General features: G+C 41.8%; 23 protein-coding genes and 2 tRNA genes (1 of these 25 running past the window's edge). 3 read left to right on the forward strand and 22 right to left on the reverse strand.

Translation table 11 applies throughout. The features are described 5' to 3' along the window. From lysS to spoIIE, 15 genes are all read right to left on the reverse strand, one after another. Positions 1-1,367, reverse strand: the 5' portion of a protein-coding gene (gene lysS, locus MKZ02_RS02200; RefSeq protein WP_120035833.1) for a lysine--tRNA ligase. The gene continues 118 nt to the left of window position 1, outside the view; the window shows 1,367 of its 1,485 coding nt (coding positions 1-1,367); its start codon is at positions 1,365-1,367; its stop codon lies beyond the left edge, outside the window. Positions 1,368-1,403: 36 nt separating this feature from the next. Further along, a complete protein-coding gene (gene dusB, locus MKZ02_RS02205) occupies positions 1,404-2,402 on the reverse strand; it encodes a tRNA dihydrouridine synthase DusB (RefSeq protein ID WP_120035832.1) in 999 nt (332 codons plus the stop codon). A 13-nt stretch (positions 2,403-2,415) separates the two neighbouring features. Further along, entirely contained in the window at positions 2,416-2,628 is a 213-nt protein-coding gene (locus tag MKZ02_RS02210) for a helix-turn-helix domain-containing protein (RefSeq protein WP_120035831.1), read from the reverse strand. Beyond that, the gene (folK, locus tag MKZ02_RS02215; protein ID WP_340851613.1) at positions 2,580-3,107 is read right to left on the reverse strand and encodes a 2-amino-4-hydroxy-6-hydroxymethyldihydropteridine diphosphokinase; all 528 of its coding nucleotides are present in this window, start codon (positions 3,105-3,107) and stop codon (positions 2,580-2,582) included. Before folK ends, MKZ02_RS02210 begins: the two co-directional genes overlap by 49 nt. Then, positions 3,100-3,471: a dihydroneopterin aldolase gene (folB, locus tag MKZ02_RS02220; protein ID WP_120035829.1), complete on the reverse strand. Its 372-nt coding sequence runs from the start codon at positions 3,469-3,471 to the stop codon at positions 3,100-3,102. The genes folK and folB overlap by 8 nt, the downstream gene beginning before the upstream one ends. Next, the gene (gene folP, locus MKZ02_RS02225; RefSeq protein WP_340851616.1) at positions 3,464-4,291 is read right to left on the reverse strand and encodes a dihydropteroate synthase; all 828 of its coding nucleotides are present in this window, start codon (positions 4,289-4,291) and stop codon (positions 3,464-3,466) included. The genes folB and folP overlap by 8 nt, the downstream gene beginning before the upstream one ends. A 105-nt stretch (positions 4,292-4,396) precedes the next feature. After that, positions 4,397-5,323, reverse strand: coding sequence for a cysteine synthase A (cysK, locus tag MKZ02_RS02230; RefSeq protein ID WP_120035827.1), 927 nt, complete (start codon positions 5,321-5,323; stop codon positions 4,397-4,399). Between the two features lie 153 nt (positions 5,324-5,476). After that, positions 5,477-6,358 carry an Hsp33 family molecular chaperone HslO gene (gene hslO, locus MKZ02_RS02235; protein WP_340851617.1) on the reverse strand — a complete coding sequence of 294 codons (882 nt, stop codon included), beginning with the start codon at positions 6,356-6,358 and terminating at the stop codon, positions 5,477-5,479. 18 nt (positions 6,359-6,376) lie between these two features. Then, entirely contained in the window at positions 6,377-7,141 is a 765-nt protein-coding gene (locus MKZ02_RS02240) for a type III pantothenate kinase (protein WP_120035826.1), read from the reverse strand. A gap of 247 nt (positions 7,142-7,388) precedes the next feature. Beyond that, positions 7,389-9,386 (reverse strand): ATP-dependent zinc metalloprotease FtsH, encoded by a 1,998-nt coding sequence (ftsH, locus tag MKZ02_RS02245; RefSeq protein ID WP_120035825.1) that lies wholly within the window; start codon positions 9,384-9,386, stop codon positions 7,389-7,391. A 114-nt stretch (positions 9,387-9,500) separates the two neighbouring features. After that, positions 9,501-10,055 (reverse strand): hypoxanthine phosphoribosyltransferase, encoded by a 555-nt coding sequence (hpt, locus tag MKZ02_RS02250; RefSeq protein ID WP_120035824.1) that lies wholly within the window; start codon positions 10,053-10,055, stop codon positions 9,501-9,503. Between the two features lie 12 nt (positions 10,056-10,067). Beyond that, on the reverse strand, positions 10,068-11,447 hold the full coding sequence (gene tilS / locus MKZ02_RS02255; RefSeq protein ID WP_120035823.1) for a tRNA lysidine(34) synthetase TilS: 1,380 nt from the start codon (positions 11,445-11,447) through the stop codon (positions 10,068-10,070). A gap of 77 nt (positions 11,448-11,524) precedes the next feature. Then, positions 11,525-12,493 carry a protein kinase domain-containing protein gene (locus MKZ02_RS02260; protein ID WP_340851621.1) on the reverse strand — a complete coding sequence of 323 codons (969 nt, stop codon included), beginning with the start codon at positions 12,491-12,493 and terminating at the stop codon, positions 11,525-11,527. Further along, on the reverse strand, positions 12,462-13,196 hold the full coding sequence (locus MKZ02_RS02265) for a VWA domain-containing protein (protein ID WP_120035822.1): 735 nt from the start codon (positions 13,194-13,196) through the stop codon (positions 12,462-12,464). The genes MKZ02_RS02260 and MKZ02_RS02265 overlap by 32 nt, the downstream gene beginning before the upstream one ends. A gap of 85 nt (positions 13,197-13,281) precedes the next feature. Next, a complete protein-coding gene (gene spoIIE / locus MKZ02_RS02270) occupies positions 13,282-15,777 on the reverse strand; it encodes a stage II sporulation protein E (RefSeq protein ID WP_120035821.1) in 2,496 nt (831 codons plus the stop codon). Positions 15,778-15,975: 198 nt separating this feature from the next. Here spoIIE and MKZ02_RS02275 point away from each other — a divergent pair. From MKZ02_RS02275 to MKZ02_RS02285, 3 genes are all read left to right on the forward strand, one after another. Further along, a tRNA-Met gene (locus tag MKZ02_RS02275) sits at positions 15,976-16,049 on the forward strand. 190 nt (positions 16,050-16,239) lie between these two features. After that, positions 16,240-16,311: transfer RNA gene (locus tag MKZ02_RS02280), tRNA-Glu, on the forward strand. Positions 16,312-16,455: 144 nt separating this feature from the next. Continuing rightward, positions 16,456-16,866, forward strand: coding sequence for a VOC family protein (locus MKZ02_RS02285; protein ID WP_340851625.1), 411 nt, complete (start codon positions 16,456-16,458; stop codon positions 16,864-16,866). 98 nt (positions 16,867-16,964) lie between these two features. Here the strand turns inward: MKZ02_RS02285 and MKZ02_RS02290 are convergent, their stop codons facing one another. From MKZ02_RS02290 to MKZ02_RS02315, 7 genes are all read right to left on the reverse strand, one after another. Further along, complete coding sequence (locus MKZ02_RS02290; RefSeq protein WP_120035819.1) at positions 16,965-17,408, reverse strand: S1 domain-containing RNA-binding protein; 444 nt, start codon at positions 17,406-17,408, stop codon at positions 16,965-16,967. 82 nt (positions 17,409-17,490) lie between these two features. Continuing rightward, positions 17,491-17,889 (reverse strand): FtsB family cell division protein, encoded by a 399-nt coding sequence (locus tag MKZ02_RS02295; protein ID WP_120035818.1) that lies wholly within the window; start codon positions 17,887-17,889, stop codon positions 17,491-17,493. Between the two features lie 16 nt (positions 17,890-17,905). After that, positions 17,906-18,517, reverse strand: coding sequence for a spore cortex biosynthesis protein YabQ (gene yabQ, locus MKZ02_RS23965; protein ID WP_120035817.1), 612 nt, complete (start codon positions 18,515-18,517; stop codon positions 17,906-17,908). After that, positions 18,514-18,813: a sporulation protein YabP gene (gene yabP, locus MKZ02_RS02300; protein WP_340851630.1), complete on the reverse strand. Its 300-nt coding sequence runs from the start codon at positions 18,811-18,813 to the stop codon at positions 18,514-18,516. Before yabP ends, yabQ begins: the two co-directional genes overlap by 4 nt. 231 nt (positions 18,814-19,044) lie before the next feature. Continuing rightward, positions 19,045-19,305, reverse strand: coding sequence for an RNA-binding S4 domain-containing protein (locus tag MKZ02_RS02305; RefSeq protein WP_120038038.1), 261 nt, complete (start codon positions 19,303-19,305; stop codon positions 19,045-19,047). A 23-nt stretch (positions 19,306-19,328) separates the two neighbouring features. After that, on the reverse strand, positions 19,329-20,792 hold the full coding sequence (mazG, locus tag MKZ02_RS02310; RefSeq protein ID WP_340851631.1) for a nucleoside triphosphate pyrophosphohydrolase: 1,464 nt from the start codon (positions 20,790-20,792) through the stop codon (positions 19,329-19,331). Between the two features lie 40 nt (positions 20,793-20,832). Next, positions 20,833-22,392, reverse strand: coding sequence for a putative polysaccharide biosynthesis protein (locus MKZ02_RS02315; RefSeq protein WP_340851633.1), 1,560 nt, complete (start codon positions 22,390-22,392; stop codon positions 20,833-20,835). Between the last annotated feature and the right edge of the window lie 55 nt (positions 22,393-22,447).

Below are 22,447 nucleotides of genomic sequence, written 5' to 3' on the forward strand. Positions count from 1 at the left end.
TATTCCAACGCCTCAACAAAGTCATCATCCATTTCATGCGCTTCGTCATTTCCTTGCTCACGCTCTTTCAGCTGTGCCTCAAAGCGTTCACGTTGATCAATTGGATCATTTAACTCTGTAAATGCATTTGCGTGTTCACGACCAACGATAAATAATTCAAAACGATCTGTAAAGCGTGGATCTTCATCGTTTTTCTTAGCAAGTGGAGAGATTTCAACCGGGTGACCATAGATGAAAGTAGGTTGAATCAATTTTTCCTCTACTTTTTGCTCAAAGAACTCATTAACAATATGCCCATATTGCATTGTTTCTTTATATTCAATCCCATGTTCTTTAGCCAGCGCACGGGCTTGTTCGTCCGTCATTTCTTGCCAGAAATCGACACCTGTATATTCTTTAACGGCATCAACCATGTGTAAACGACGCCATTGTGGTTCTAAATTCACTTCATATTCCCCATACGCGATTGTTGTGGTGCCATGCACTTCACGAGCAATATGAGCAATTAAGTTTTCTGTTAAGCGCATGATATCTTCATAGTCTGCATAGGCTTCATACAATTCAATCATCGTAAATTCCGGATTGTGGCGAGTAGAAACTCCTTCATTACGGAATACGCGACCGATTTCATATACTTTTTCCATGCCTCCTACAATCAGGCGTTTTAAATGAAGTTCGATAGCAATACGCATATACAATTCCATATCAAGCGCATTGTGATGTGTAATAAATGGACGAGCAGAAGCTCCTCCCGCAATTGAATGCATCATCGGCGTCTCTACCTCTAAATAGCCATGGTCATCCAAATAGCGTCTCATCGACTGAATAATACGGCTGCGTGTAATAAACGTCTGTTGACTATCCGGACTCGTAATCAAATCCAAATAACGCTGACGGTAACGCTGTTCAATGTCTTTCAACCCATGAAACTTATCAGGAAGCGGACGCAAAGCTTTCGTTAAGAACTCATAATGATTAACTTTAATTGAAAGCTCTCCCACTTTTGTTTTAAAGATTGTACCAGTAATGCCAACAATGTCACCTAGATCTGTCATATTAAATAATTCGTAAGCTTCGTCCCCGACTGCGTCTTTGCGCACGTAAATTTGAATCTGTCCTGTTAAATCTTGCACATGGGCAAACCCAGCTTTTCCTTTTCCACGCTTTGTCATAATACGTCCAGCAATTTTTACTTCTATTTCTTTTTCTTCTAATTCTTCCTTGGAAAGCTCCTCATATGCAGCCAAAATGCCTTGAGCTGTATGTGTGCGTTCGAAGCGTTTGCCAAAAGGATCGAGCCCTTTATCTCTTAACGCCTGCATTTTTTCTCTTCTGACCAGCAGCTGATCGTTTAATTCCTCACTCATTCCATTCACTCCTATTCCTATGGTCACCCTTACAAGTTATCCGGCTTGGACAGCCGCTTCTTTTTCTTCTACCTCTTGAACGAAAGTAGACAGCAAGCTAACTAATTGCTCTCTCGTCTCACAGTAGTTAATTTCTTTACGTACGCCAGCATTGCCACGGATACCCTTTAAATACCAAGCAGCATGCTTTCGCATTTCACGTACAGCAATGTTCTCGTTTTTCAAAGCAATAAGACGGTCAAGGTGCAATAAACAAACATCGATTTTTTCACGCGCTGTAGGTTCTTCAATTAATTCGCCTGTTTCTAAATATTTTACCGTGCGATAAATCATCCATGGATTTCCTAGGGCAGCACGACCAATCATCACTCCATCAACACCTGTTTCTTCAAGCATCCGCTTAGCATCCTGTGGAGTTTGGACATCTCCATTTCCAATGATCGGGATGTTGACTGACTGTTTTACTTCTTTAATGATATCCCAGTTCGCTGTCCCTTCATACATTTGTACACGAGTCCGGCCGTGAAGGGCTATCGCCTGTCCACCTGCTCTCTCTACAGCTCGGGCATTTTCCACCGCATAAATATGCTCTTCATCCCAACCCATACGCATTTTTACTGTGACCGGCTTATCAACAGCATCCACTACAGCCGATACCATTTCATAAATCTTGTTCGGATCAAGCAGCCATTTAGCTCCCGCGTCACACTTTGTAATTTTAGGAACTGGACAACCCATATTAATATCAATAATATCGGCATTTGTATGTTTGTCGACAAAGCTTGCAGCTTGTACGAGCGATTCTTTTTTACCTCCAAAAATTTGCAGGCTAAGCGGTTTTTCTCTCTCATCAATATAGAGCATATTCATTGTTTTTTCATTCTGAAAAACAATTCCTTTGTCGCTGACCATTTCAGCACATACAAGACCGGCACCAAATTCTTTTACTGTCAGACGAAAAGCAGAATTACAAATTCCTGCCATCGGAGCAAGTACCACCGGGTTTTTCATCTCGATGTTTCCGATCTTTAACATATTCATCACCTTTCTACTTCTTTTCCGGCGGACAAAGTTCATCAATTGATATATGCAAAGCTTTCGATATTTCCCTTAACAGCTCATCAGTTAGCGGGCGGCTGCCTCTTTCCACTTCACCAAGCACAGAAACAGATATGCCGAGCTGATGGGCAAGGCGTTCTTGAGTAAATCCCTTCAACTTTCTGAAAGCCCGAATCCTTCTTCCCCACTGTTCGGTTTCCATAGGCGCACCCCTTCCCTTTCCTGCATACTTGAAAGTGCTTTTTCAAGAGGCCTATCACTCCCTGGAAAACAAATGGTTGGATCTATCTCTATTAAAGGAACGAGAACAAAAGCGCGTTCATGCATTCTTGGGTGCGGAACGATAAGTTTCTCTGATTCAATATTGTCTTGATTATACAATAAAATGTCAAGGTCTATTATTCGCGGCCCCCATCTGAATTCCCTAACCCTTCCAAGTTTTTGTTCAACAGATAAACATAATTCCAGCAGCTCTTCCGCAGACAGAGAGGTGCTTATTTGAATAACCATATTTAAAAAAGCAGGCTGATCCGTATAACCAACCGGTTCTGTTTCATAAATAGAAGAGAGTTTCTCTATAGTAATAACATCCTGTGAATGTAGCAGATGAATTGCCATTTGCAGATTGGCCAACCTGTCCCCTATATTTGTTCCTAATGATAAGAAAGCTCTATTATTCATTTTCTATTCTTCTCCTCATTATTTCAACAGCTACATGATTGTAATGACCTGGAATAGGTGGATCAGGCTTAATAACCTTTATCGTGCAAGCAGTCACTTTAGGGAAACTTTCTAAAAGAGCCAGGGAGATATGCTCAGCAACTGCTTCTACCAATTTAAAAGTACGGTTCTCTACAATCTCTTTGCAGACTTGATAAACTTCCCCGTAATTTACAGAATCCTCAAGGTTATCCGACTGTCCTGCCTTTCGCAAGGAAACCTCAAGTACAGCGTCGACTCGAAAGCGTTGGCCAAGTTTGTTCTCTTCTGGGAACACACCATGATAACCATAAAACTCCATACCGGTTACGTAAATTTTATCCATTTCCTCCTCCCTTTCCAACTAAAGCGTCCATCATTTTCGCCATTCGGCTGATCGGCTTTACATCATGAATACGAAGAACATGGCAGCCACTTTCAATACCATAACAGCAAATAGCCCCTGTTCCTTCCATTCTTTCTCCTACTGGCAGATCGAGTACATGCCCGACAATTCTTTTTCGCGAAGCACCAAGCAACACCGGGAATCCAAGAGCAGCTACTTTGTCCATGTTTCTCAGCATAAGTAGATGCTGTTCCATATCCTTGGCGAATCCAATCCCAGGATCAAGAATAATCTTTTCTTCGGGAACGCCCGCTTTCATGGCAATCTCAATACTTTCATACAAATCAAGCAATACATCTCGGATAAAGGAACCATAATCCATGTTGTCTCGATTATGCGTGAGAATAATTGGCACATTTTTCTCAGCAGCTACCACCGCAATCTCGGGGTCTCTTTTTGCTCCCCAAATATCATTAATAATATGAGCACCAGCTTCTATCGATTGTCTTGCCGTTTCCGCTTTATATGTATCAATCGAAAGCGGCACGTCCACACTAGCAGATACGGCCTGGATAATTGGCAACACTCTCTTCAACTCTTCCTCTGCTGACACAGCAGCATACCCTGGCCGCGTCGACTCTCCACCAATATCGATGATGTCTGCTCCTTCACTCACCATCTCTTCTGCATGCTGAACAGCTGTCTCTATCTCGTTATAACGCCCGCCATCAGAAAATGAATCTGGCGTTGTATTTAAAATCCCCATAATGTATGTTTTTTTCGTGAAATCTAATTCATATGGTCCTGCGGAAACTTTCATTTTTTTGCTCCTTTCATCTTTCTGCTCTTCTTTTATTTTAACATGCCTAAACGATACAAAAATAAAAACAGACTGATTTCTCAGTCTGCTTTTCAATTCATTTAATTAATTTTCTTCAAAGTTATACAACGGGGTACTTAAATAGCGTTCTCCGTTACTAGGAATGATTGCCAGCACTTTCTTACCTTTCCCAAGCTTTTCCGCTACTTGCAAGGCGGCAGCAACGGCTGCTCCAGATGATATTCCACCTAAAATCCCTTCTTCACGAGCTACTTTTCGGGCCGTTTCAAAGGCTTCATCATTTGTAATTTTAATGACTTCATCATATACGTCTGTATCCAGTACTTTTGGAACAAAGCCTGCTCCAATTCCTTGTATTTTGTGAGGTCCCGGCTTTCCTCCAGAGAGAACTGGAGAATCCGCTGGCTCTACTGCATACACTTTTACTTCAGGGAACTTTTCTTTCAGCACTTGGCCGGCTCCAGTAATCGTTCCACCTGTACCGATACCAGAAATGAAAGCATCCACTTGATCCATTTGCTCAACAATTTCTTTTCCTGTTGTTTTTCGGTGAATCTCTGGATTTGCTTCATTTTCAAATTGTTGAGGCATAAAGTAGCCATTCTCTTCAGCCAGTTCTTTTGCTTTGCGAATAGCTCCGTTCATTCCTTCAGAGCCAGGCGTTAATACAAGTTCAGCACCATAAGCACGAAGCAGATTGCGACGCTCCATACTCATAGTTTCTGGCATAACAAGGATAGCACGATACCCTTTTGCCGCTGCGATCATTGCCAATCCTATTCCAGTGTTACCGCTCGTTGGCTCAATGATTGTTCCGCCTTCTTGAAGATTACCGCTCTCCTCTGCCTCCGTAATCATTGCAAGGGCAATCCGATCTTTTACACTGCTTCCAGGATTCATATATTCCAGCTTTAAATATACATCTGCACTGTTTTCATTTACTACGTTATTCAATTTAACAATTGGAGTTTGACCGACTAATTCAGCTACTGAATTTGCTACACGTACCATTTTATCCACCTCAATACCAAGTATTTTTATTGGTTATATAGAATTTACCAATCTTTTTATTAAAAGTCAATCGTTTTACTTTTTAATATACGTGTTAATTATAAAAAAACCTGCAAAACTTTTTTGTCAGCAGGTTTTTTCAATTTGATTCAATTAAATAGAAGCTGCTGCTTTTAATTCCTCAAGCTCATCTTTTGTGAAAAGATATTTTTCGTTACAGAAATGGCATTGTGCTTCTGCTTGACCATCCTCATCGATCATTTCCTGGATTTCCTCTTTTCCAAGGCTGATAATGGCATTGCCAAACCGCTCTTTTGAGCAAGTGCACTCAAAGCCAACTGGCATATGATCAAGGATTTTTACATTTTCTTCTCCTAAAATATAATAAAGGATCTCTTCAGGAGACAGTCCCTTTTCGATCAATTTAGAAATCGGGGTCATGCTCGAAATCTTTTCCTCAATCGTAGAGATTACCTCTTCCTCAGCTCCAGGCATAATTTGAATTACAAACCCCCCAGCCGCTAAGATCGAGTTATCCGGATTAACCAATACTCCAACCCCTACAGATGACGGAACTTGTTCGGATGCCACGAAGTAGTAGGTAAAGTCCTCTCCCAGCTCTCCAGAAACAATTGGAGTTTGACCAGTAAAGTGTTCGCGAAGCCCAAGATCTTTCACAACCGTCAGCATTCCCTCTGTACCAACAGCACGACGAACATCTAGCTTGCCGTGTTCATTTAAATCAAAATGGGTTTGTGGATTGGTAACGTAGCCTCGAACTTTCCCTTTTGAGTTGGCGTCAACCAGAATAGCTCCAATTGGTCCGCCTCCCTCTATTTTAATTGTAATTTTTTCTTCACCTTTAAGCATAGCTCCCATCATAACGCCAGCCGTCATCGCCCGGCCCATCGCTGCAGAAGCAGTCGGCCACGTGTAGTGCCTTCTTTGCGCTTCATTTATCGTCTCCGTTGTATCCACCGCATACGCACGAACTTGTCCCTCATATGCTAATGCTTTTACTAAATAATCTTTCACAGGAAAACTCCTTTCTTCTTAAAGGTTGCGTTTATAAATCAGACATAACCCTTTAAGCGTTAATAGCGGATCAATAATATCAATTGATTGCGCTTCTTCTCCAATCAAAGGAGCAAGCCCCCCAGTTGCTACTACAGTCGGCTGTTTTTTGCTTTGCTCCTTCATCCGGTTGACAATACCGTCTACTTGCCCTACATATCCATACAATATCCCAGCCTGCATAGCGGAAACTGTATTTTTCCCAACAATATGGTCGGGTCTAATGATTTCTATACGAGGCAGCTTGGCTGCTCTTGAATAAAGAGCCTCGGTAGAAATCGTAATGCCTGGAGCGATGGCACCACCCATGTAATGCCCGTCCTCATCAATATAACAGTACGTTGTAGCTGTTCCAAAATCTACAATGATTAAAGGACTGCCGTATTCATGAATAGCAGCTACCGCATTAACAATCCGGTCTGCCCCTACTTCCCTCGGATTTTCATATTTAATATTTAAACCGGTTTTCATACCAGGACCGACGATCATTGGCTTTATATTAAAGTATTTTTGACACATTTGCTCCAACGAAAACATAATTGGCGGCACTACGGAAGAGATGATAATCCCTTCAATTTGATCGAAAGTAATTCCGACATGCTGAAAAAGGCTTTTAATGACCATGCCGTACTCGTCTTCCGTTTTATTGCGGCTCGTTTCGATCCGCCAGTGAAATTTCAACTCGTCTTCTTCATAAACGCCTAGCACAGTATTTGTATTCCCTACATCCAACACAAATATCAAGACTCTCACCACACTCATTTAAACTTTTATTGCTGCCATTCATCATATCACATAAAAGCGGTAACATCATTATGTCACGCATTCCAAAATAAAGGATTTTTTTAAAAAAGTCTGTTGCTGACTGCATCCTTTTTTCTTATTTAACAAAAGATACATAAGCCGGACGACAAACAGAAAAATAGAGGGAGTTTCAATTTATCATTTCCTATAAAGCAAAAAAAACGCCGATTTTCATCGGCGTTTTCTATTATGCTTTTGGATCATCTTCCTGATCAATTGGCTGCTGTTCCTTTTCACCAGAAGCAGGCGCTGTGTTGTCCGTTTGAGAAGGCTCTTCCTTCTTCTGTACATTGACAACAACCTGTTCATCTTTAGAAAGCTTCAGCGTTTCTGTTCCTTCATCTGCTTCATACTTGCGCTCTGGCAATGTGCCATGATCAACGAGATGTTTAATTTGAGCGGCGTCAAGTGTTTCTACCTCAAGAAGAGTATTCGCAATTAATTCCAGCTTCTCGCGATTTTCCGTTAAGATATTCTTCGCACGCTCATAGCATTCCTTGATAATTCTTTGGATTTCCAAATCAATCTCGTATGCAATCGCATCTGAATAATTTTGTTCATTATTAAAGTCGCGTCCAAGGAATACCTGACCACCAGAACTCTGACCAAATTGAAGCGGTCCTAGTTTGTCACTCATTCCAAATTCCGTCACCATACGGCGGGCAATGCCTGTCGCACGCTGGAAGTCATTGTGTGCACCAGTTGATACTTCACCAAAGATGAGATCTTCAGACACACGACCACCTAACAAACCGGTGATTTTATCAAGAAGCTCTGGCTTCGTCATAAAGTAACGATCCTCTCTTGGTAGCATAACGGCATAACCGCCAGCTTGACCACGCGGAACGATGGTTACCTTATGAACCATGTCGGCTTCATCAAGCACAAGACCGATCACAGTATGTCCCGCTTCGTGGAAAGCAACAATTTTTCTCTCTTTCTGAGAAATAACGCGGCTCTTCTTTGCAGGACCAGCGATCACTCGATCTGTTGCTTCATCGATATCACGCATATCAATTTTCTTTTTATTACGGCGTGCAGCTACAAGCGCTGCTTCGTTTAATAAGTTTTCGAGATCGGCACCAGAGAAGCCTGGCGTTCTCATCGCAATCGCTTTTAAATCAATCGAATCATCAAGCGGCTTGTTACGTGCATGAACGCGGAGTACCGCTTCACGGCCATTTACATCCGGGCGATCAACTGTGATTTGACGGTCGAAACGGCCTGGACGCAATAAGGCAGGGTCTAGAATGTCAGGACGGTTTGTTGCGGCAATAATAATGATTCCTTCATTGGCACTAAATCCATCCATTTCAACTAATAGCTGGTTCAATGTCTGTTCACGTTCGTCATGTCCGCCGCCAAGACCGGCACCACGTTGACGACCCACTGCGTCAATCTCATCGATGAAGATGATACATGGAGCATTCTTTTTTGCATTTTCAAACAAATCGCGTACACGAGAAGCCCCGACCCCAACAAACATTTCCACAAAGTCAGAACCACTAATGGAGAAGAATGGTACGCCCGCTTCTCCTGCTGCCGCTCTCGCAAGCAATGTTTTACCGGTTCCCGGAGGTCCGACTAAAAGAACCCCCTTCGGAATTCTTGCACCTAACTCAGAGAACTTGCGCGGGTCCTTTAAGAATTCAACAACCTCTACTAGCTCTTGTTTTTCTTCGTCGGCTCCCGCTACATCCTTAAAGCGCACTTTTTTCTTTTCATCATTGTACAAGCGGGCTTTGCTTTTTCCGAAATTCATCACTCGGCTGCCGCCGCCCTGTGCCTGGTTCAATAAGAAGAAGAATAAAAGGAAAATAATTAAGAAAGGAATGATTGTCGTGAAGAAAGATACCCAGCCGCTTGTCTCTTTGGCAGGTAAGATTTCTACTTTAGAATCTTTTGCCGCTTCATCAATGCGGTTCAGCATATTCTCACTATTCATTACGTAAGTAAGAAAAAATTCACCTTCTTGCGCACCCTTCAGTTGTCCACGAACCTCGTAGACCCCTCTCTCCGGCTGCATGGAGAACGTTTCCACCTGATCTTTTTCCAGATAAGAAACAAATTCATTGTACGTTATATTCTTATTCGGTTCATTATTGTTATTGAAATAACTGACAACCCCAATAATGACAAGGAAAACTAGTAAATAAAATATGGTATAACGAAAAATCCGGCTCATCCCTTACCTCCTCCCACGGTAAAAATACTGTATTCAATACTATCATAGAAAATCTTGGCATTACAACTATTTGACATGCGGATCGGCCTATTCATATATGCTGATCAACCTTTCTTAATCGTTATCCGCTTCTGTATATATTTTTGGTTTCAAAACGCCGATGTAAGGAAGGTTCCGATATTTTTCTGCAAAGTCAAGGCCATAACCGACAACGAATTCATCAGGCACTTTAAACCCGACCATGTCGGCTTTAATTTTCGCCTTTCTGCCCGTTGGCTTATCTAAAAGCGTTACAATCTTAATGGATTTTGCTTTTCTATATCGGAAAAGCTCCACTAGATAGCTCAGCGTTAAACCGCTATCGATAATATCCTCAATAATGAGTATGTCCCTGCCTTCCACTGATGTATCCAAATCCTTAACAATCTTGACTTCCCCTGATGAAGTTGTCGAACGGCCATAGCTGGAAACATCCATGAAATCCATTTCTAAATAAGTATCCATGCGCTTAATTAAATCAGACATGAAAGGCATGGCTCCTTTTAAAACTCCAATAACGAGGGGAAACTTGTCTTTATACTCTTCTGTAAGTTCAAGACCGAGCTCCTTAACTTTCTCTTGAATTTCTTCCTCGGTAATGAGTACTTTCTCAATATCCTGATTTAGCAATTTGTTAGCCTCCTAGAAGTGATTGCGTATATAAATTAATATTAAATGGTTACCAGTGGAGTCGGCTTTTTCATGCCTAGACTTCTTTAATCCGGGCACCCAGAGCAGTTTCCCCTCGCTGTCTGTCACAATTGGCCATTGATCGCGCCTTGCAAGGACCACTTTCTCATCAATAAACAGGTCTTTCAATTTTTTTGAACCGTTCATGCCCTTTGGCTGAATTTTGTCGCCTTGTTTCCTTGTACGGATATAAAGTGGAAGTTTGACCTTCTCATCAAGAATCATATACTCATATTCGCCCGTTACTTTGGGAATGTTGTCAGTCAGTATAAATTGACCTCCATATGGCCAGGAAACCTTGTTTTCATAAGTCAGTTTAAACACATATTCCCTTTTTTCAGAAGTGTTAAATCCAAAGACACACACTTGATATTCCCGGCAGACTTTCAGCCCATGCGGCAAGTCCAATTTCCATGAGGATTTGTCTTCCTTTAAAAGCTGTAAAATCTGTTGAATATGTATGAAGGAGAAGGGCTTTTTTCCTTTATAAAGATAGTTTAATATTAGATGAATCGCTCTTTTTTGTAAAGGCAAAGGCATCATCAGAAAGCCCTCAATTTCCAAGGAGCAATTACTGTCATTCTTTTGCCATATATTCTTTAGTTTCTCCTTTGTTAATTCTTCCAACATTCTGTTGTCTTCATTCAACTCTTCACTAAATCTTTGAAAATGCTCATGAACTTTTCGATTTTCTTCCTTTAAAAAAGGAAGCAGTTCAAGACGAAACCGATTGCGGGTATACACAGGCTTTTCATTGCTCGGATCTCGGCGCGGGTTAAGTTGATAATGCAGGCAGTATTCCTCAATCATTTCTTTATTCACATAAAGAAGTGGACGAATAATTTCTCCTTCTCCTAGCGCTCTTCGAATAGGGATGCCTGTGCGATTGCTAGTTCCCTTCACGAGCTGCATCAGAACCGTTTCTATCTGATCATCACCGTGATGGGCAAGCGCTAATTTGTTAGCAGCAAACTTTCTCATTCCCCTTTCAAAAAATTCGTAGCGTACCCGGCGTGATACTTCCTGTAATCCTCCACCTGTTTCTTTCATTTCCTGTCCAATATTGATCCTTTCCGCATAAAAAGGAATGTCTTTATCCTTGCAGAATTGCTCAACAAACTTTAGCTCCTCATAAGACTCTTCTCCTCTGAACATATGATCCAGATGAAGAGCGAATACTTGGATATTTAACTTTTTACGTCTGCTTTCCAAATACGAAAGCATCGATAATGAATCTGGCCCTCCTGATATGCCGACAGCAATTCTGTCGCCCTTGCTGATTAACCGATGACGAGTAATAAATTGTTTGACGTTCTCTTCATATGCCAGCATTTGTTCCTCTTCCTGCTCTTTTTACTGACTATATTAACACTTTCTAAAGAAAACAAACAAAAAGAAAAGACTAATGTTTAAATGAGCAGTTCCGTCAGTACGTATAAAACATAGATAACTGCGACAAACAAGACAACAGTCAGTGTATACAGCCCACGCTCTTTCCTTTTCTTTTGTTTAAGCGAAACCCTTCCGCTGGTTTTGCGGACAGCAGATCGCATGTGACCTTGCTCGCTTTTTTTCTTTTCATAGCTTAAAGCAGCCAGCAGCTCTTTACGCATAGCCTGGGCTGCAGAATACCTTCCCTGCAGGGCTTTAATTAATACCGGCGCGATAGCTTGCAATTCTTTTTTTTGTCTGACTTTAGCTTCCAATTGTTTTATGCCCTCTTCATTCCGGGAAAATCTTTCAGGGTAAACAAGATTAATCGCTACCATTGCAGTAGCAAATAAATCGTAGGAGGGCTCTGCTTTTCTTGAACCAGCACGCCAGTAGCCTCTATCAAAAAACTCTGTATACTCTTTAACAGCCCGCCCCATTTTAGTCGTCCCGCCAACGTCAACGCAGCGGAGCGCATATGGCGGTCCTGACACAATCAAATTATCCGGTTTAATATCCCCGAAAATCCAGCCAGCTTCATGAAGTGCCTGTAAGTTTTCCAGCAGCTGTAACAGCAAAACACCAATCCATGATGATCCTCTTGCCTGGATAAAAGCAGAAAGGGTTGGCCCCTGTATATATTCCATGACATAAAAAGGGTGCACACCATAACTGTTCTCCCAATCATCTGCATCTAATAAAGAAGGCCCAAGGGAAGACCCCTGGACCTTAGCAAACGCCTTCAAAACGTTCATTTCAGCCGTGATCGATAATGGATTACTGAACTTTAACGCTGCTGCTCCATCCATTCCGTTCACTAAATAAACTGTACCGGTAGCTCCCTGGCCGAGCGTTCGCTCCACCAGATAGGCTTGCTTGTGCCATTTACCATGTATGACGGCTCCCCGGCGAATATTAAACTGATTTTTCGATGTATTCATCGCCATCTGATAACCAGCCTTTCCGGCTTCGTTTTGTTTTAAAGCGGGAAATAGCTTCGCGAATAGCAGGGCCAGTTGGTGTTAAACCGCCAGGGGACAGCTTTGAAAACATCGATGTTAAGGATTCAAGCTTTGGTGTCCAGTCAAGCAGCTGCTCCGTATCTTTTCTTTTCCCGGGAAATATAAACAAGGAAAAGAGACTGCTTCCCATTCTTGCGTTCATACTCAGCGATAAATCAAGGAGCGCCTCCTTCACGGTTGGAAGCTTGCTCTTCATACTTGCACTTGTATCAACTAAGACTAACACCTCCAAGTTAGCAGTTTCTCCAAGCTCATCTACTACTTCCATTACCTCACCGCGAGTTTCTGGCGGCAAAGCCTCCATCGCTGTTTCCTTATGCAAGATCTTCTTTAATTGTTCATTTACCACCCCTTGAAGTGTTTGGGTCATCGCTTGTCTCGTGACCATTTGAACAGTATGGGAAAGCTGCTTCGTGCAAACAGTTTGGCTAATCCCTCCTCCCGAAAGAGCAATTTGATCAATTTCCTGAAGTCCCCGCTGATCCGTAGCATGATCATCTATAATTCCAATAACATTAACTGTAATTCCCTGCTCCCGGGCGAGAGCAGCCATAGCAACTGGATCTTCCCCGTGATTCGAGCAGCCGTCTGTCAGCAGTAAGATTTGCTTAATCGTCCCTTGTTTCATGGTAACCCCTCCAACCTTTACGAGTTATCCTCAGCCTCGCCAGAAAGAGGGGAATTTATACTTCTCTGTAAATAAATTCAGTGCTTTAAGAAATTTTCTTTTTCTTTTTTGAAAAACCGAATTGCATTGGAATAGATGTCCACTTTGGTAGGTTGTGTTCTACCTTGGCCACTACAACTGTCATATCATCTTCAATTTCTCCTGATCTTGTTCTTATGACTTCCTCAATAAGTAAATCAGCAATCGTTTGTGGGTCCTCTGTTTCCATTTCCTGTATTTTCCTTTTCATCCAAAGATCCTTGTTCTCGACATTCTTTGGGCCTTCAAAAATCCCGTCACTCATCATGATAATTAAATCGCCCGATTTCAATTGTTCACTCACTACATCCACTTCAAATTCCTGTAAAATACCGATCGGTAAGTTGCTTGCTTCAATTTTCATTATTTTGCTGCCTCGTTTAATAAAGCTTGGTGTCGAGCCCACTTTCAAAAAGTTTGCTACCGCATCCTGCAAATCAATAATGACCAGATCAAGAGTCGAGAAGATCTCGTCTGTCGTTCGCAAAGAAAGAATAGAGTTAACAGATTTAATGGCGACTTTTTCTTCAATGCCTGACTTTAAAATTTGCTGTAGCAGGCGAAGAGTTTCATGGCTTTCATAATGAGCCCTTTCTCCATTTCCCATCCCATCACTAATCGCTACGGCATACTTTCCTGCCCCCAACTCAATCGTAGAGTAACTGTCTCCTGACACTAATCCACCGCCTTTAGCAGCATGTGCCGCTCCTGTTGTAACAGCAAACGCTTTAGCAGAGCGAAAGATCACATGACAAACACCTGCAGGGCCTCCCTCACATTCTTCCTTATGAACAATCACGTTATCACCTAAAATATCAGAAAGCATAGGAGCTATAATCTTCTGACATTCCCCGTGACTGTTATAAATAAAAGGAATACTCATTTCAATGTCAACGTTGCTTTTTTGCAAACTGTATATATCTACATAGTCAATCTCCAAACCGAATGCTTCAATCGCTTCTAATATCTGCTCTTCCTGATTATAGTGATTTTCCCGTTCTCTCTGAATTTCTTCAGCAAAGTCACTCATTACCTCAGAAACGCCTCGCAGCTGCTCTGCCACCAGCTTCCGGCTATCCTGCACCTGTTTTTTTAACTTTTGGTTTGCTTGGTAGTATGTTAATTGCTGTTTAATAGCTTCCTCTACCCTCGCCGGGCGGAAGCAGTGGGTATCCAACTCCCTCGACAATCTTTGACTTAACCCTGCTTGTCCCTCATCTAATTCATAAAGCACATCTTTCATTAGATGGTAGGTTTGATGAAAGTTTTTCGTCCAGCACTGTTCTTTTTTAAAGCATGTTTGACATGTTTTTTCAGTAACATGACTTAAAAACATGTCTAGTTCCCGCTCTTCGTAATTATCCAGTGCTTCAATGTTATATTGGGAAAAGCTTTTTGATAGTGCTTGGAACACTTCAGAAAATTGTTCTACTCTATTGGCTGTCACATCTCTCATCTTCCGTAAATATTGTTGCTGCTCATTTGAATGCTCTACAGTGCCGGGTATGAGCTTAGCCAACTGGTCGGTAAAGATTTTAGGCGTTAAGAATAAAAGGGCTACTGCTGCTAGGGATTCATATAAGGTTTGCATGAGCGGTACCCCTTGTTCTCCATACATTCCAGCAAGCAAGGTAGCGATAATCAGCCCGCCTGCCGCTCCTGCTTTTCGCCACTCTTTTAATAATCCGCCAAGTAAACCAGCAAAAGCAAGCAAGCTCATCTGAAAGAAGCTGGACACACTCGCAAGACTAAATATTAACCCAGTGACAACACCAACAGTGGAACCAACAGCCGCCCCAGAGATAAAAGAAAAAATTAAGACCAAGTATCTGGAGAAGATATGTTCAATTGATAAACCATAAACCGACCAGCCGATCGTGCCCGATGTAATGGAAGCAAGCATAATGATTAAGCTGACAATCTCTTCAGTCTTTAACGCTTTTATCCGTTTTTTGAGTGATAAAAAGGGAATGCTCTGCATAAAGATAAGTGTAAGCACAAAGGCTAATGAGGATTCAATCGCGGCCATTAACAGATCATAGGGTGCAAATTGCTGACCGCTTTGAAAATAGGAAAATCCCGATTTTACTGCCATGACTGTAAAGAAAACAAAGAATGGCAGTGATACGGCATCTTCCTTATGAAAATTCTTTAGCAGTCGGTAGACGACGAGAAACACGGCAATTGTAAAAAAGGAATAGCTCATTTGCTCAATGGACAAGGTTAAAGACCCTGCAAGCAAACCGATTAGAGCAAGTGGCGCACAATCACGCCTTAGCATAAAAGCAGCAGCGAAAAAAGGCAGGCCAAACGGCGTTAAATGAGACAGTATCAATGCCCGGCCTAACAAAAATCCAATGAGCAGCAAAATAAACCCTTTTTCAAGCAACAGCACTTGCAAATGGGTAAGAAACTGTTTAAGCCCCTTGAACACTTCCACTTTTGTTTCTTCCAATCCCACATGATTGACCGGCTCTGCCAAACTTCTTTCCGCTTTCTCCATATTAACAACTCCCATCCACGTTTCTTTGCTGCCATTATACAAAACCACCCTTTCAAAGTTTGTCAAAAAGAGAAGGCTTGTCTAAAAACCGTTCGACAACAGGAACAGTCACTTTTTTTATAAACCCTAAAAAAACTAATTGACAACAGCTTATAACCTAAGTATTATAGTCATTGTGCTTGAATTTTCACTTCCCATGGCGGTGTAGCTCAGCTGGCTAGAGCGTACGGTTCATACCCGTGAGGTCGGGGGTTCGATCCCCTCCGCCGCTACTAAAAAAGCGAAAGCAGTCGTTTCTAAAGGAATGCAGACTAATTGCCACGTTCTTTGGCAATCCCTACTCACTTTGCTCTCTATGAAACTTGAATACAACAGGAACCTTTTAGAGAATAGCTTTGGTATTCTGCAAAGGAATAGGCAGTCAAAATCTATTAGCAGTATGAATGAATCACTAATTATAAAGGCCCGTTGGTCAAGCGGTTAAGACACCGCCCTTTCACGGCGGTAACACGGGTTCGAATCCCGTACGGGTCATCGGCAAAAAAACCAGGTTTTCACAGATCCAAGCGGTCTGTTGAAAATCTGGTTTTTTATATTGTTTTTCTACCTACCATTTAGCATTGACAGCCAGCCATCGTACAGCCATAGTTTCAATATTGATAAAAAAGGGGGATCGATGTGAAAGGACAAACTACACCTTATCTAACTTTTAATGGAAATGCAAAAGAAGCACTGAATTTTTATGCCGAGGCTTTTCAAGCTGAGATACAAGGACTTCAGACATTTGGCGAAGCCGATTATCCCACTCCTCCCGAAGCAGCCAACCGTATTATGCATGCCCGTTTGGCAAAGGGACATTTCCTCCTTATGGTTTCAGACACGTTTCCCGGACAAGAGATAAAGACAGGAAATCAAATTTCCCTTGCCCTGACCTTTGAAAGCAAAGAAGATATCCAATCTGTATACGGGAAGCTGCAACAAGAGGGAACTATTCATATGGAATTACAGACTACATTTTGGGGCTCTACTTACGCAAAACTTCAAGACAAATTCGGCATAGTTTGGCAACTAGATTGCCCCAATCAATAAAAAACAGCCTTGCAAGATTTATGATATCTTGCAAGGCTGTTTTTTTTAGCTGCTGAACGTTTCCGATCAGTTCATAGTTATAGTTAAATAGACAGCAATTAACCCCGTTTCGCTCCTCTACCGCCACGGCGCGATTCTGTTTGGCGTTTCAAGGTAGACAGACGATCTTCACTTTCCTTGAGAAAGCGGGCCATTTTTTGTTCAAAGTTTTCTTTCGGAGTCGAATAGCCTCCTCCTCCTCTTGGACCTTTAGAGCGGTAATCATTATTTCTTGGACGGGGACGATAGGACTGCTGTTGCTGCGGCTGGTCTTTCGCCTTGCGGATGGACAAACCGATCTTTCCATCACTTTCCACATTAATGACTTTTACTTCTACTTCATCACCAACCTTTAGGTGATCATTGATGTCTTTTACATAATTGTCTGCAACTTCACTAATGTGTACTAATCCAGTTGAGCCTTCTGGCAGTTCAACAAACGCTCCGAATTTAGTGATCCCTGTCACTTTACCTTGTAACTTGCTGCCTACTTCGATTGACATAAAAAAAATGTTCCTCCTTAGAAATGATCAAACTTTACCCTTTATTATATTACGAAAAAAAGAGGTGTCAATATACCCCTTCTTATTCTTTACTTTTCCCTTTGCTTTCACTTGACTCAGGAATATTAAATATAATCTCTCCATCATCCGATAAAAAATACTTTTTCCTGGCGAGCTCTGCGATATATTCATCGTCTTCCAATCTCTTCAATTCTTCTTCATACTGCTTTTGTTGCTGCTTCAATTCTACAAGAGCTGCCTCAGCTTTTTTCTTTTCAAGCTTTTGTTCTTCAAGATGGGCCGTTCGTGAAAAAAGAGTTGATCCCAAACCGACAGAAAGAATAAGGGCCACAACTACGAAAGCACCTAGCCTTCTGTACAGCTTTGTTTTATGTCTCGCTAAAAACATATCTTTTCTCGCACGGCTGAAGACAAAGGCGTTTTTCAAGGCAGTTACTTTCCGTTTGTTTACACCGCTCATTTCCCTTCCTCCCGGCTCATTTTTTCCAGCGATTTGCTCTATCCATAATTTTATTCTTGATTAATAAGAAAAATCCTGCCAGCTTCTCTTTTAAGGCGGTTGCTCTTTTCCTTATGCTGTCAGGAAAAAAGCGCCAAATTAAGAGAATAGGCGAAAAAACAATCTTTCCTATCCATAATAATAGGTAAAGGGTACTTTTGGCAAGGACTAGCAAAGTCTTCCCGATTAAACCTATAACAATTACTATCGCCTTTATAATTAACTTAATTGGGAGGATAATAAGAAAATAACCGCACTTCTTTAAAAATAAGAAAATATTTACAACCGCTAAAATCATTTGCTCAAGAAGCCGAAGGTAAAGCCGCTTAAATAAGGCTTGATAAGCCGAGTAACCACAAAGTAAGGCGAGGAAAAGATAGAGACGGATTTCACCGTAATTAACCCGGTATAAGCAATAAAAGATGAGCAATCCAAATAGACACCAAAATATAATGTCAGTGAAAAAAGAAACGGCTCGCGGCCGGGTCTGCCGTTTTAAAAACCTTTGGTAGGTGTCGAGGAAGGCTCCAAATGTTATTCCCATAGCTATCATTGACAACAACGTTTCAAATTGAACAGTTAATGTCATTTGAACAACTTACTGAATAATCCTTTTGATTTGTCCCCGGCGGATTGGTCAGTATAAATAAGGCTGGAGATGCGGCCTTTAATCGCTACCAAGCCGCGATCTACATCCAAATTTTTCATTTGCAGGTTTTCACCTTTAATAACGAGCATTCCCATCACAGTGAGCAGCAAAAATTCCTCGCTGTCGAAACTTTCCACCTGCTTGACACCAGTAATTTCCATTATCTTTCTACCTTGCATAACAATATCATGACCGTCAGCTGAGCGACTATTAGTAGAATCATGCATCTGATTCATCTTTCTCCCCCTCACTGCAAAGTACAAGCTTTGCCACTAAATGTATGCGAGCAATAGCAAAACTATGAGGAGAAGCCAAAAATTTAAAAGACGCACACACGTTTCAAAGACCCTAGACGGATGTTAATAAAGATAGAGGAAGCATTAGATCTTATAAAAAAGTGCTCAAAAAGCATAGCTTTTGAGCACTTTCTAAATAGGCATTAAACGTTCATTCATTGACTCTCTCTTTTATTCGTTCACTCTCTCTTCTTTCAGCAACTGATACATGCCAGCTGCTTCTTCTTTTTTTGTCGTTTCCTGCAGCTTTTCCACTTTCACAGTAAGAATGCGCTGGCCAAGCCGAATAGATAACTCATCGCCTTCTTTTACGTTAGAGCTCGCTTTCGCAGTTACTCCATTAATGGTGATTCTTCCTTGATCCGCTACCTCCTTTGCCAGTGTTCTCCGTTTAATTAAACGTGATACTTTTAAAAACTTATCGAGTCTCATTGTCGACATGTTTCTCTCTCCCTTTATAAACCTATATTTTTCGCTTCGTCCCAGAATGCATCTAACTCATCTAGTGTGAAATCATTAAATGGCCGGCCGCTCTCTTTTACCCGTTTTTCGACATGAGAAAAACGGCGGTAAAATTTTTCATTTACTTTAGCCAGCGCTTCTTCGGGGTGAAGGTGATAAAAGCGGGCAACATTGATGAGTGCAAAAAGAACATCACCGAATTCATCAAGCTGTTTGCTGCTATCTTCATTCTTCACTTCTTCTAGAAATTCCTGCCACTCTTCCAGCACCTTTTCCATGGCCCCATTGGCATCATCCCAATCAAAGCCCAGCTTTGCTGCTTTCTTTTGAAATTCATAGGCGCGCAACAACGCGGGCAATCCTTTCGCTACTTCATCAAGCCGGAAAGCTTGTCTTTCTCCTTTTTCTTCGCTCTTAATCTTTTGCCAATTTGAAATAACTGCTTCTGCATTTTCAGCTGTTGCATCGCCAAATACGTGCGGATGGCGGCGAATCATTTTACTAGAAATCGATTCAATGACATCTTCAATGGAGAACATTCCTTCGTCTTCGCCAATTTGCGCATGAAGCATCACTTGCAACAGCACGTCCCCCAGCTCCTCCACGATGTGATCATCATCTTGCTGATCAATAGCGTCAAGTAACTCATAGGCTTCTTCAATTAAATATTTCTTTAACGATTCGTGCGTTTGCTCACGATCCCAAGGACAGCCCCCCGGCCCTCTCAACGTTGCGATAATTTGTCGCAGAACAGCAAATTCTTTATATGTATCTTCTTCTTTCCGTACAGGCGGCACATATAAAGATGTTAGATTGTTCAGTGTTACTTGTCTATCCAATTCATATAAAGGCAGCTTTACGGTGTGCTGGTTTCCACTCCCTGCTTCCGTAACGATAGTTACCTCATAGTCATCCGGATACTTCTCCATTAGTGTCAATTTCACATCAGAGGCGACGAAGGCATCGTATACTTGTGCAATGACAATGTGTTGGAAAATGTTAATATCATCTTTTCTTAAGGATGTTCCATCAAGAAATTGAAAGCCTTCTATCGGGTCTGCCCCAACAGCGGCAAACAGATCGTCAAGAAAACTGTGACCGCCAGCGATCGTTACCTCCAATTTGCCTGGCTGTGCTGCCTCAAGCAAAAGCTGAACTGTTTTCTCTGCGACAATAGGATGGCCGGGAACTGTGTAAATGAGCGCACCGTGATCTTTGGCTTTCTCTATTAACAAGGAAACAATTTCTTCATAGACCGCTTCAAATTGATCATGTTTTTCATAAATAGAATCAAAACTTTCGAAGCGGACACCCTCCCGTTGAAGATCATTAATGACCGGGTGATCAAGGGTACGGGTGAATACGTGCTTCGACTGTAACAACAATCTGTATATGCCAAGCGGCAGTTGGTTAATATCTCCGGCTCCGAGACCGGCAATAGTAATAGATGGTATCATGTTCCCTCTCTCTTTCTACTATGATTTTTAAATAGGCAACCTAACTAAGTTTCTTGCTCAGCCGGCTGCCAAAAGGGATCTGCTGCAACTCTTCTTCTGTGAACACTTTTAGCTTAAAAATGAGATAAATAAAAACAAATGCGCCAATAATGACACTACTTAATGCCGTCCCGGCCATAATAAGCCGGCTGTGAGCTTCCTTAAACAAGATATATCCTATGAGTAATTTCCAAACCTGCAATACACCTGTCATACAAAGAACGGCAAATACTGCTTTACCAGCAGCCTCCTTTTTCAGGAAAGCTGTCTTCCAATGTTTTCGAAGAAAGGCGGCTAAAAAAAGCGCCATCCAAACAAATGAGAGCAACGTAGCCGCTGCAGCCCCTGCTGTTCCAAAACGAGGAATAAAGAGAATGTTCCCCATGTACTTAAAAAGAATGCCTGTTAACACAGCGAGAGCTGGAATGAAATCCTTGTCAAACCCTTGCAGAATACCCGTCAATGTCAGAGCAAGTGAACTAAATAGAATCGATGCACAAAAAATCGAAAGAACAAACGACCCACTTCCATTTTCGAACAGCATCGTGTTTACTTCTCCCATAATATTGATTAACCCCACTGTTGCTGCCAGTCCAAATGTAAAACTAACCTTCAGCGCCAGCTGGATACAGCTATCTAGCTCCTGATACAACCCTCTGCGATAAACAGAGGTTACGAGTGGCACAACCGTTAAAGCAAGAGAAGCAGCCGCTGTAGTGCCAAGCTGCAAGAGGGGCTGGCCACGGTCATAAATTCCTTTGGCCATTTTAGCTTCCCATTCGCCCATACCCGATTGAATTAATCCACTATATAGGTTAAATGAATCGACAAGCTGGAACAATACAATTCCTATGCTAGACAGACAAATAGCCGCTGCCTGGATAAAGAGCATTCGGATTTCTTTTCCAGCCAATGTGTTTCCCCTCTTCACCTTTTTTTCAGAGATAGAAACACTCTTCTTTATAAAGTAAAATAAAACTGCCAGTGCAGCAAGGCTGCCGGCTATTGATCCTGCAAATGCTCCTGCACCGGCCGTATAAAGAGAGGCTCCCTTTCCAATTAAAATATAAGAGAATAATAAAATAGCTCCAACCCGGACAGATTGCTCCACTGTCTGAGAAACCGCTGTCGGGACCATATTTCCTTCACCCTGGAATGTACCGCGCCATACAGTTAAAAACGGAATCAGTAAAAAAGAAAAAGCTACAATCTGAAGGAGTGGCCGCAAAGAAGGATCCTCCATTTTGTCTGCTATCCATCCAGCTCCGAAAAAGACAGCGGCCCAGAGCAAAATGCCCGTGCAGCTTGTTACATAGTAAGAAAGTCGAACCACTTCCTGCCTGCGCTGCCCATCACCTGCTGATTCCGCGATTAATTTTGAAATAACGACCGGAAACCCATATGTAGCTAATGCATTAGCAATTCCGTAAAAAGGATATATTTGCTGATAAATATAAAAGCCGATATCCCCGACTATATTTTGAAAGGGAACTCTATATACAGCACTTAAGATTTTTACGAAAATAGCGGCAATCGTTAAAATGGCGGCTCCTTGTATCAATGAATTTTTCTTCCTTAATGGCAACATATAACACTCTGCCCTTCTAAACATACTG

The sequence above is a fragment of the Pseudobacillus sp. FSL P4-0506 genome (assembly GCF_038003025.1).
Classification (GTDB): domain Bacteria; phylum Bacillota; class Bacilli; order Bacillales; family Domibacillaceae; genus Pseudobacillus.